10 protein-coding genes are annotated in these 10,231 nt (G+C 72.9%); 1 reads left to right on the top strand and 9 read right to left on the bottom strand.

Annotation, left to right across the window (positions count from 1 at the left end; translation table 11 throughout):
- Window positions 1-28 precede the first annotated feature (28 nt).
- The gene (locus ACYU8V_RS12340; RefSeq protein WP_460847714.1) at window positions 29-1,150 is read left to right on the top strand and encodes a hypothetical protein; all 1,122 of its coding nucleotides are present in this window, start codon (window positions 29-31) and stop codon (window positions 1,148-1,150) included.
- A 231-nt stretch (window positions 1,151-1,381) separates the two neighbouring features.
- Here the strand turns inward: ACYU8V_RS12340 and ACYU8V_RS12335 are convergent, their stop codons facing one another.
- The 9 genes from ACYU8V_RS12335 to ACYU8V_RS12295 form a co-directional block, all read right to left on the bottom strand.
- Window positions 1,382-2,419: an aspartate-semialdehyde dehydrogenase gene (locus ACYU8V_RS12335; RefSeq protein WP_460847712.1), complete on the bottom strand. Its 1,038-nt coding sequence runs from the start codon at window positions 2,417-2,419 to the stop codon at window positions 1,382-1,384.
- Entirely contained in the window at window positions 2,416-3,708 is a 1,293-nt protein-coding gene (locus tag ACYU8V_RS12330) for an aspartate kinase (protein ID WP_460847710.1), read from the bottom strand. The genes ACYU8V_RS12335 and ACYU8V_RS12330 overlap by 4 nt, the downstream gene beginning before the upstream one ends.
- 110 nt (window positions 3,709-3,818) lie before the next feature.
- Window positions 3,819-4,292 (bottom strand): hypothetical protein, encoded by a 474-nt coding sequence (locus ACYU8V_RS12325; RefSeq protein ID WP_460847708.1) that lies wholly within the window; start codon window positions 4,290-4,292, stop codon window positions 3,819-3,821.
- A 20-nt stretch (window positions 4,293-4,312) separates the two neighbouring features.
- Entirely contained in the window at window positions 4,313-4,915 is a 603-nt protein-coding gene (locus tag ACYU8V_RS12320) for a DUF5063 domain-containing protein (protein WP_460847707.1), read from the bottom strand.
- Complete coding sequence (recR, locus tag ACYU8V_RS12315) at window positions 4,912-5,517, bottom strand: recombination mediator RecR (protein ID WP_460847706.1); 606 nt, start codon at window positions 5,515-5,517, stop codon at window positions 4,912-4,914. The genes ACYU8V_RS12320 and recR overlap by 4 nt, the downstream gene beginning before the upstream one ends.
- 18 nt (window positions 5,518-5,535) lie before the next feature.
- A complete protein-coding gene (locus ACYU8V_RS12310; RefSeq protein ID WP_460847705.1) occupies window positions 5,536-5,910 on the bottom strand; it encodes a YbaB/EbfC family nucleoid-associated protein in 375 nt (124 codons plus the stop codon).
- Window positions 5,911-5,925: 15 nt separating this feature from the next.
- Complete coding sequence (locus ACYU8V_RS12305) at window positions 5,926-7,965, bottom strand: DNA polymerase III subunit gamma and tau (RefSeq protein WP_460847704.1); 2,040 nt, start codon at window positions 7,963-7,965, stop codon at window positions 5,926-5,928.
- A 34-nt stretch (window positions 7,966-7,999) separates the two neighbouring features.
- A complete protein-coding gene (locus ACYU8V_RS12300; protein WP_460847703.1) occupies window positions 8,000-9,058 on the bottom strand; it encodes a DUF2252 family protein in 1,059 nt (352 codons plus the stop codon).
- Window positions 9,055-10,227: a cation:proton antiporter gene (locus ACYU8V_RS12295; RefSeq protein ID WP_460847701.1), complete on the bottom strand. Its 1,173-nt coding sequence runs from the start codon at window positions 10,225-10,227 to the stop codon at window positions 9,055-9,057. The genes ACYU8V_RS12300 and ACYU8V_RS12295 overlap by 4 nt, the downstream gene beginning before the upstream one ends.
- Between the last annotated feature and the right edge of the window lie 4 nt (window positions 10,228-10,231).

Genomic DNA, 10,231 nt, shown 5'->3' with positions numbered 1-10,231 from the left:
GCGCAGGCCTCGTGACAGACTGCACCCCATGTCGGACGAGCAGGACAAGCTCCGGGTCAGCTTGGAAGCACCCAAGCTGTTCGGGCGCAAGAAGAAGGCGGCCGGGGACGACCCCGCGCCCGCCGAGGGGGCCACCGTCGAGGAGACGGTCGCTGCGCCACCCACCGTCGAGGTCGACGCCGCTGCCGAGGAGGCCCCGGCGACGGCCGTGCTGCCCGTCGTCGACGAGCCCGAGCCGGCCCCGGTCCCCACTCCCGATCCCGAGCCGACACCGGTCCCGACCCCCGAGCCCGAGCCCACCCCGGTCCCGACGCCCGAGCCCGAGCCCACCCCGGTCCCCACGCCCGAGCCCACCCCCGAGCCCACTCCCGTGCCGGAGCCGGAGCCGGACCCGGTGCCCGTCGTGCCCGAGCCGGACCCGGTGCCCGTCGTGCCCGAGCCCGACCCGGTCCCGGTGGTCCCCGAGCCCGACCCGGTCCCGGTGGTCCCCGCGCCGGAGCTGGTCGAGCCGGCCGAGCCTGCCGCGAAGGCCACGATGGCCGGTCCGATCGAGGACGCCCCGGTCACGACGCGCGCGAAGGCTCCGGTCACGAAGACCGCCCCGAAGGCGAGCGCCAAGCCCGCCGCCACGATGCCGGGCGCCACCGCGCTGCCCAAGAAGGCCTCCGCGAAGCCGCCGACCCCGGCCGGCCGGGCGCTGGCGGTCGTCGGCAAGGTCGCGGCGGCGCTGAAGAAGCCGGTCGAGCAGGCCGACGCGGACGCCGTACCCCTCCTGACGCCCTACCGCGCCGCGGCCGTCACCGGCCTGGTCGTCGGCGGTGCGATGGTGCTGCTGACCTGGCTGTCGCTGCGCGGCTGCGAGGCCGTGCGCGGCACGTCCTCGTGCGGCGGCGGCCCCGGGTTCGTGCTGCTGCTGATCACGTTCGTGGTCTGCGTCTACCTGGGCAGCGCCCTGCTCCGCGCGTTCGTGATCCCCGACCCCGGCAGCAGCAGCTTCCTGGCCGTCGGCCTCGTCGCCGTCGTGGCGCTGCTGTTCCTCATCAACCTGATCACCAGCTGGTCGATGATCATCGTCATCCCACTGCTCAGCGTCGCCGCCTACCTGGCGTCGGTCTGGGTCACCGAGACCTTCGTCGACGGCAACGGATAGCGGAGGCCCGCGTCTGCCTTGCCGGCTGACCACGGCCTGCCACCCGACCGAGGCTTGCCGCCAGACCAAGGCTCGTCCTACGGAGGCCAACTGCGCGCGCGGCAGCGCGGCGCCGCCGGCGCCGGTTGCCGAGCCTGCGGGACGAGGCGACGGAGGGAGCGCCAGCGACCGTAGGAGCCGAGGCTCGCAGGTGAGGCGAGGCGCCGATCAGCGGCGACGCGCTCGCGCAGATCAGCGGGCGGCGATCAGCTCGGCGATCTGGACCGTGTTGAGCGCGGCACCCTTGCGCAGGTTGTCGTTGCTGATGAACATCGCCAGCCCGCGGTCGCCGTCCACGCCCTCGTCGGCCCGGATCCGGCCGACGTACGACGGGTCCTTGCCGGCCGCCTTGCGCGGGGTCGGGATCTCCTCCAGCTGGACGCCGGGAGCGTCGGCCAGCAGCTCGCGGGCCTTCTCCGGGGTGATCGGCGAGGCGAACTCGGCGTTGACCGCCAGCGAGTGGCCGCTGAAGACCGGCACCCGCACGCAGATGCCCGAGACCTTGAGGTCGGGGATGTCGAGGATCTTGCGCGACTCGTTGCGGAGCTTCTGCTCCTCGTCGGTCTCGTTCAGGCCGTCGTCCACGATCGAGCCCGCCAGCGGCAGGACGTTGTACGCGATGGTCTCGACGTAGGGGGCGGGGTCGCCGAACGGGACCGCCGAGCCGTCGTACGCGAGGGGACGCGGGTCCTCGATGCCCTCGACGCTCGAGGCCAGGGCCTCGACGCCGGCGACGCCCGAGCCCGAGACGGCCTGGTACGTCGAGACGACGAGCCGCTCCAGGCCCGCAGCGTCGTGCAGCACCTTGAGGATCGGCATGGCCGCCATCGTGGTGCAGTTCGGGTTCGCGATGATGCCGCGACCGGCCTCGATCACGCCGGCCATCGCGCCGGGGTTGACCTCGGAGACGACGAGCGGGATCGCCGGGTCCTTGCGGAAGGCGGAGGAGTTGTCGACGACGATCACGCCCGCGTCGACGAAGCGCTGGGCCTGGGCGCGCGAGGTGGTCGCACCGGCCGAGAACAGCGCGATGTCGAGCCCGGTGGGGTCGGCCGTGGCGACGTCCTCGACGACGACGTCCTTGCCCTGGAAGGGCAGCACCTTCCCGGCGGAACGGGCGGAGGCGAAGAAGCGCACCTGGTCGGCGGGGAAGTCCCGCTCCTCGAGGATCTGCCGCATGGCGACGCCGACCTGACCGGTGGCGCCGACGATGCCGATGTTGACGCTCATCGTCCGGTCCCTCCGTAGACCACGGCCTCGATCTCGTCCGACCCCAGGCTGAACGCGGCGTGGGCCGCGTTGACGGCCTCCTGCACCTGGCTCTCGGCCACCACGACCGAGACCCGGATCTCCGAGGTGGAGATCATCTGGATGTTCACGCCGGCCTCGGAGAGCGCCTCGAAGAAGCGCGCGCTGATGCCGGGGGCCGAGCTCATCCCGGCGCCCACGATGGAGACCTTGCCGACGCTGTCGTCGTACAGGAGCGCGTCGAAGCCGACGCTCGCCTTGAGCTTGTCGAGGGCGGCCATGGCGACCTGGCCCTCGCCGCGCGGCAGCGTGAAGGAGATGTCGGTGAGGTTCGTGGCGGCCGCCGAGACGTTCTGGACGATCATGTCCAGGTTGATCGCGGCGTCGGCGACGGCACGGAAGATCGCGGCCGCCTCGCCCGGCTTGTCCGGTACGCCGACGACGGTGATCTTCGCCTGGCTCCGGTCGTGGGCGACTCCGGTGATGATCGCGGATTCCATGGACTCCACAGCGTTCTCCTGTGTCTTGGCGAGGTCCTCTGCCTTGACCACCCAGGTCCCCTCCTTCTCGGAGAAGGAGGACCTGACGTGGATCGGCATGTCGTAGCGGCGGGCGTACTCGACGCACCGCAGGTGCAGGATCTTGGCGCCCTGCGCGGCCATCTCGAGGGTCTCCTCGTACGAGATCCGGGGGACCTTGCGGGCCGTCGGCTCGATCCGCGGGTCGGCGGTGAAGATGCCGTCCACGTCGGAGTAGATCTCGCACACCTCGGCCTTGAGCGCGACGGCGAGCGCCACGGCGGTCGTGTCGGAGCCGCCGCGGCCCAGCGTGGTGATGTCCTTCGTCGTCTGCGAGACGCCCTGGAAGCCGGCGACGATCGCGATCGCGCCCTCGGCCAGGGCGGTCTCGATCCGGCCCGGCGTGACGTCGATGATCTTCGCCTTGCCGTGCTCGGCGTCGGTGATCACGCCGGCCTGCGAGCCGGTGAAGGACCGCGCCTCGTGGCCGAGGTCGTGGATCGCCATGGCCAGCACGGCCATCGAGATCCGCTCGCCCGCGGTCAGCAGCATGTCGAGCTCGCGCGCCGGCGGCAGCGGGGAGACCTCGTTGGCCAGATCGATCAGCTCGTCGGTCGTGTCGCCCATCGCCGAGACCACCACGACCACCTGGTGGCCGAGCTTCTTGGTGTTGACGATGCGCTGCGCGACGCGCTTGACGCCGGCCGCGTCGGCGACCGACGAGCCGCCGTACTTCTGCACGACAATGCCCACGAGGGCTCACTCCTGGAGGTGCGGGGTCGGGTCGCGGCCGATTCTACCGGCGCAGCGCCACCTGATTCTCCGCGCATCCAGGCGCGGACGCGCTCAGCCTGGATCCAGGCTCAGGGGTGGCTGTAGGGGACGTTGTCGCCCATCGAGTTCTGGCAGAACGCCGGCTGGCTGTCGAGCACCAGGGACGGGACGCCCCAGTGACGCAGCGCGCCGCACGAGATGTTCTGGCCGCGGTCCCAGTGGGTGACGACCTTCCAGATGCCGCTGGCGCGCACCCAGACCTGGCCGGCGTCGTCGCCGCAGGACGTGAGCGTGCTGGCGAAGCCGCGGCTGTCGAAGCGCTCGACGAACACCCCCACCCCGGCGCACTCCGACATCGAGGCGAGGTGGTGCCCGAAGCTGCCCATCTTGCGGCGGAAGCCCAGCGGCGTACCCGCGAGGTAGTGGTTGGCCGCGGTCAGCGAGGTGATCGAGTGCGGGTTCGTCCAGATCATCAGGACGCTGGGGCTGGCGCTCGCGGACGAGGTGCCGAGGCCGACGAGCATGAGCAGCGCTGCGGCGACGGCCGCCAACCGGGTGGTCATGCCGCCGACGATAGACCGCTTCAGTCCAGTGCCGCAGCCGCTTCGAGCTGTTCGTGCTCGTCGATGACGTCGACGTCGAGCCGGTCGTGCGCGACCACCATCAGCAGCGCGTTGAGGGCGGCGCCGGCGAGGTTGCCCCAGTTGTTGACGTAGGAGTACTGCCACCACCACAGCGCCTCGGCGACGTCGCCGTTGCGGTAGTGCCGCAGGCCGTTGTCGAGGTCCGCCGCGATGCTGGTGATGTCGTCGGAGAGCTGGCTCTCCACCACGTCGGGGTTGTAGGGGTCGAAGACGAAGCTGTAGGTGTCCAGGTCGCCGAGCAGCTGCGCGAGCTGCATGCGCAGGTCGTCGAGGTCGGAGTCGGGGCCCACGTCGGGCTGGAACTCCTCGCGCGGCTCGAAGTCCGCGGTCGCGCCGAGCCGCGCGCCGGTCAGGCAGATCTGGCTCATCTCGAGCAGCAGCAGCGAGACCGCCTGCCCGCCGGGCGCCTGCCCGGCGATCAGCCTGACCCCGTCCATGAACGCGGCGACGCTCGCGGCGATCTCGGTCGCGAACTGGACGTTCGCGGTCTCGGCGGCCAACAGGGCCTCGAGCGCGGCCTGTCCCGGGAGCTGGTCCGTCATTGTGCTGCCTGCCTTCCTACGAACGCCCGGCCGAGGGTGACCTCGTCGGCGTACTCCAGATCTCCACCCACCGGCAGTCCACTCGCCAAACGGGTCACGCGCAACCCCAGGGGGCTCAACATCCGGGTGAGGTACGTCGCCGTGGCCTCGCCCTCCAGGTTCGGGTCGGTCGCCAGGATGACCTCCGCGACCGACGCGCCGTCGCCACCGCCGAGCCGCGCGAGCAGCTCGCGGATGTGCAGCTGCTCGGGCCCGATCCCGTCGATCGGCGAGATCGCCCCGCCCAGCACGTGGTAGCGGCCGCGGAACTCGCGGGTCCGCTCGATCGCCACCACGTCCTTGTACTCCTCGACCACGCACAGCACGGTCGCGTCACGCCGCGGGTCGCGGCAGATGCGGCACTGGTCCTCCTCGGCGACGTTGAAGCAGATCGAGCAGAACTTCACCTTGTCCTTGACCTCGATCAGGACCTCGGCCAGGCGGCGTACGTCGGCGGGGTCGGCCTGGAGCAGGTGGAACGCGATGCGCTGCGCACCCTTGGGCCCGACGCCGGGGAGCCGACCGAGCTCGTCGATCAGGTCCTGGACGACGCCTTCGTACATAGGTGGTGGTCCTGCTCGTCAGAAGCCGAGCTGGCCGGGCATGCCCGGCATGGAGCGGCTGAGCCCGCCGGTGATCATCCCGATGCTCTCCTCCGAGGTCGCGTCGGCCTTGGCCTTGGCGTCGCGGAAGGCGGCGACCACCAGGTCGCCGAGGTCGGTCAGCGACTCGGCGTCGGAGCCGTCGAACCTCCCCGGCTCGATCCGGACCGCCTTGAGCTCTCCGGTGCCGCTCACGGTGACCGTGACCGCGCCCGCGCTGCCCTCGAACTCGGCGCTCGCGAGGGCCGCCTGGGCGGTCGCGAGGTCCTCCTTCATCTGCTGGGCCTGCTGCAGCAGGGCGCCCATGTCGAAGCCGCCGGCTCCGCCGAGCGCGTCGAAGGGGTTGTTGGTCATCGGGTCACCTTGTCCTTAGGAGTGGGGGATCTCTTCGATCATCTTGGCGCCGAGCTCGCGGGCGAGCAGGTCGGTGCCGGACTCGGCGTCCACGTCGGCGTCGTCGAGGCTCGCCGCCTCATCGGGGTCGACGCGGGCCGCCTGCTCCTGGGCCTGGACCTCCTCGACGAGCGCCCGGCGGGCCTGCTCGGCCCCGGAGGGGCGCTCGGGGGCGGCGGGCTCGTCGGTCGCCCAGGGCGGCGGCTCGGTGTCCGCCGCCGGACCGGCTGCGGCCGGGGCCGGAGCCGGCTCCGGCGGAGCCGCCGGGGTGGCCGGCTGGGTGACCTGGAAGCCGCCGCCGGGGGCGTTGGCGTTCGGGTCGGCGCCGGGGTCGACCACGGTCTCGATGCGCACCTCGGCACCGATCACGTCGATCACGAGCTGCTTGACGATGTCGGCCGAGCCGCCCTCGAAGCTGTTGCGCGCACCCGCGTTGGTGAAGCCCAGGGTGATCGTGTTGTTGTCGAAGCCGACGACCTGGGAGTTCTGGCTCAGGTGGATCCAGGTGAGCCGGCGCGCGGACTTCGCCCGGTCGATGACGTCGGGCCAGAGCCGGCGGATGTCGACCAGGGTGAGGGCGCCGGGGGCGGCGGGGGCCGGCGCTGTGTCGTTGGTTGAGTAGCCCGAGCCGCTAGGCGAGGGCGTATCGAAACCAGCGACGGGCTCCGGAGCGACCACCGGCTGCGGCGCAGCGACGGGCTCCGGGGTGACGACCGGCGTGGCCACCGGCTCGGGAGCCGCCGCCGGCTCCTCCTGCCGCTCGGGCGCGGACCGCTGGACGGGCTCGGGCCGGTCCTGCGCCGGCACGGGCGCCGCGACCGGGGCGGGAGCGGGCGTCGGCGTACCGCCGATGGAGACGCGGCGCTCGAGCCGGTCGATCCGGGCCATCACGCCCTCGGTGGTGTGGTCGGCGCCGGGCAGCAGCACCCGGGCACAGATCAGCTCGAGCAGCAGCCTCGGTGCGGTGGCGCCGCGCATGTCGGTGAGGCCGGTGGCCACCAGGTCGGCGGCACGGACCAGGTCGGCGCGCCCGAAGCGGCCGGCCTGGGCCACCAGGCGCTCGCCCTGGTCCTGGGCGACGTCGATCAGGCCGGTGGCGGGCGCGTCGGGCACCGCCGCGACGATCACCAGGTCGCGCAGCCGGCGCAGCAGGTCCTCGGTGAAGCGGCGGGGGTCCTGGCCGGTCTCGACGACCCGGTCCACGACCCCGAAGACGGCCGCGCCGTCGCCCGCGGCGAAGGCGTCGACCACGTCGTCGAGCAGCGTGTCGGGCGTGTAGCCGAGCAGCCCGCTGGCCAGGGCGTAGGTGACCCCGTCCGGCCCGGCCCCGCCGAGCAGCTGGTCGAGGACGGAGAGGGTGTCGCGCGCGGAGCCGGCGCCGGCCCGCACCACCAGCGGGAGCGCCGCGGGCTCGATGGCGACGCCCTCGCGCTCGCACAGCTCGGAGAGGTACGACGACAGCAGCCGCGGCGGGATCAGCCGGAACGGGTAGTGGTGGGTGCGCGACCGGATGGTCGGGATCACCTTGTCCGGCTCGGTCGTGGCGAAGATGAACCGCAGGTGCGGCGGCGGCTCCTCGACCAGCTTCAGCAGGGCGTTGAAGCCCTGCGTGGTGACCATGTGGGCCTCGTCGATGATGTAGACCTTGTAGCGGCTGCGCACCGGCGCGAAGAACGCCTTCTCGCGGAGGTCGCGGGCGTCGTCGACGCCACCGTGGGAGGCCGCGTCGATCTCGATGACGTCGATGCTGCCGGGGCCGCCGCGGGCGAGGTCGCGGCAGGAGTCGCACTCCCCGCACGGGTCGGCGATCGGCGCCTTCTCGCAGTTCAGGGCGCGCGCCAGGATCCGCGCGGAGGTGGTCTTGCCGCAGCCGCGGGGCCCGGAGAACAGGTAGGCGTGGTTGACCCGGTTGGCCGCCAGAGCGGCGCGGAGCGGCTCGGTCACGTGCTCCTGCCCGATGACCTCGGCGAAGGTCTCGGGACGGTAGCGGCGGTAGAGCGCGAGCGGGGCATCCATCGGGAGAGACACTAGTCGGCTGCGCCGACGTCCCCTACCGGTAGTCGGCGAAGTCGGCCTCGAGCGCGTCGACCATCGCGTCGACGTACCTGCGGAAGGTGCGGGGATCCAGCTCCCCCGCCTGTTGCCGGGCGGCCTCGGCGGCCTTCGGGTCGACCGCGTGGATGGCGCCCGTCGCCTGCGCCATCGACGCGAGCAGGGTCCGGCTGTCGCCCTTGCGCAGACCCGACAGCTCGATGCGTACGACGTCGGGGGCCAGGTCGCGCAGGTGCCAGTCGCCGACCCGGGCGATCGCCCCCGGGCCGCTGATCGCACCCATCACCCTCAGGAACAGGCTCGGGTCGGGCGTCGGCATCGCCGGCCCCCGGTCGGCGGCCCAGACCGCCGTGCCCGGGCCCAGCTGCTTGGCCTCGCGCGCGTGGGTGGTGCCGTCGGCGGCGTCCCCGACACCGACCCGGCGCAGGTGGCCCAGGGAGCCGGTGCCTGCCTCGCGCTCGTACCACTGCGGCGCCCAGCCGGGCTCCGCGATCCGCTGCGCCGCGGCCACGACGGGGGCCGGCACGTCGGTCAGCGGCGAGCCGTTGCGCAAGTGGGCGTAGAACTTGCTCGGGTGCGGGAACGCGGGGACGAGCGCGCGCAGGTGCGCACCCCGCTTGCCGGCCAGCTTCACGGCCCGGCCCGGCCCGCTCCCGGCGTACGCCGTCAGCACGGTGTCGCTCACGGCCTTGTCGCCGAGCGCGATCCGCGGCGCCAGGCGCGCGGAGACGGCCAGCCGGAGCGGGTCGAGCAGCCACGATCCCCAGGCCAGCTCGTCGAGGTCGTTGACGCCCCAGCGGCGTACCTGATCCTTGTCGCGCCAGGTGCCGAAGTTCTCGACGTGCAGGTCGCCGACGATCGGCACCCGAGCGGCCTCCAGCACCTCGGGGACGCGCTCGGCCACCCGCGTCAGCCACAGGTAGTAGGTGCCGCGCAGGAAGCGGAACCGGTCGGCGCGCAGCTCGGCGTGCTTGCGGTCGACGTCGTTGCCGATGACCGGGATCTGCTCGGCGAGCCAGCGGTCGTAGTCGGTCGTCAATTGACGTGCGCTGGTCATGGCGTTCCTCCGACCGGGTCGACGGGCTTCGGTACGACGGGAACGAGCCCCGCCCGCGCGGCCAGCCCGCCGCCCACCACCGCGAGGGCGATGGTGACGAGCGCGCCGAGCATCAGCGCCGAGGGCTCGCCGGGCTTCAGCACGCCGAGCTGGGAGCCGACCGTGGCCGCGGCGACCGGGACGCCGAGCTGGGCGGCCGAGAGCAGATCCAGGGAGGCCGGCTGCCGGAACAGGAGCGGCACCAGGTGGGTGAGCGCGGCGCCCAGGCCGAGGGCGACGCCGAGCAGGATCATCGAGGGGTGCCGGCCGAGCTCGCGCAGGTTGAGCTCGGCGCCGAGCCAGACGAAGAACACCGGGCCCAGGAAGCCCTCGGTGAGGGCGAAGAGCTGCTTGGCCAGGCGGCGCGGCTCCCCCACCGCGGCGACGGCGAGCCCGAACGCGAAGCCGGCCAGCATGATCGAGACGTGGGTGCGCGTGGCGAGCGCCGCGAGGGCGAAGAGGATCGCCAGTTGGATGCGGAGCTCGGTCGCGAACAGCCGGTCCTCCGACACCTCGTGCACCCGGTCGCGGATGCCGTTGCGCTCGAGCCTGCGCAGCACCACGAAGACCACCGCGGCCGCGGCGATGACGAGCGCTGCGCCACCGGCCGCCCGCAGCGCGTGCGACGGGTCGATCGCCAGCGGGAGCGCGACGATGCAGGCGGTGTCGGCGATCGCGACCTGGGGCAGCAGGCCGATCACCTGCGGGCCGCCGAGCCCGAGCGAGTCGACGATCGGCAGGACGAGCGCGGCCGAGGACGAGGTGAGGAGCACGGCGTACAGGGGGCCGTGGTGGATGCCCGAGACCGCGGCGATCCCGACGCCCAGCGCCACCGCAGCCACGCCCACGAGGAGGGCCCGTACCAGGCCCGACCTCAGCGCCGGCCGGATCGCGGGATCGCGCACCGGCACGTGCGTGCCGGCCACGAACATCACCAGCGCGAACCCGATGTCGGCGAGGAAGGAGAAGGTCGCGTCGCCGGCGTCGAGATAGCCGAGCCCGGTGCGCCCCAGGACCACCCCCGCCAGCAGCTCGCCGAGGACGACCGGCAGGTGCCAGCCGCGCGGGTAGGCCAGCAGCGGCCCGAGCAGCGCCGCCGCGCCGATCACCGCGAGCTCCACGAAGGTCACGGCC

Source organism: Nocardioides ultimimeridianus, assembly GCF_054777895.1.
Note: the sequence above shows the minus strand (reverse complement) of the source record. Positions and strands in the feature narration are given on the sequence as shown.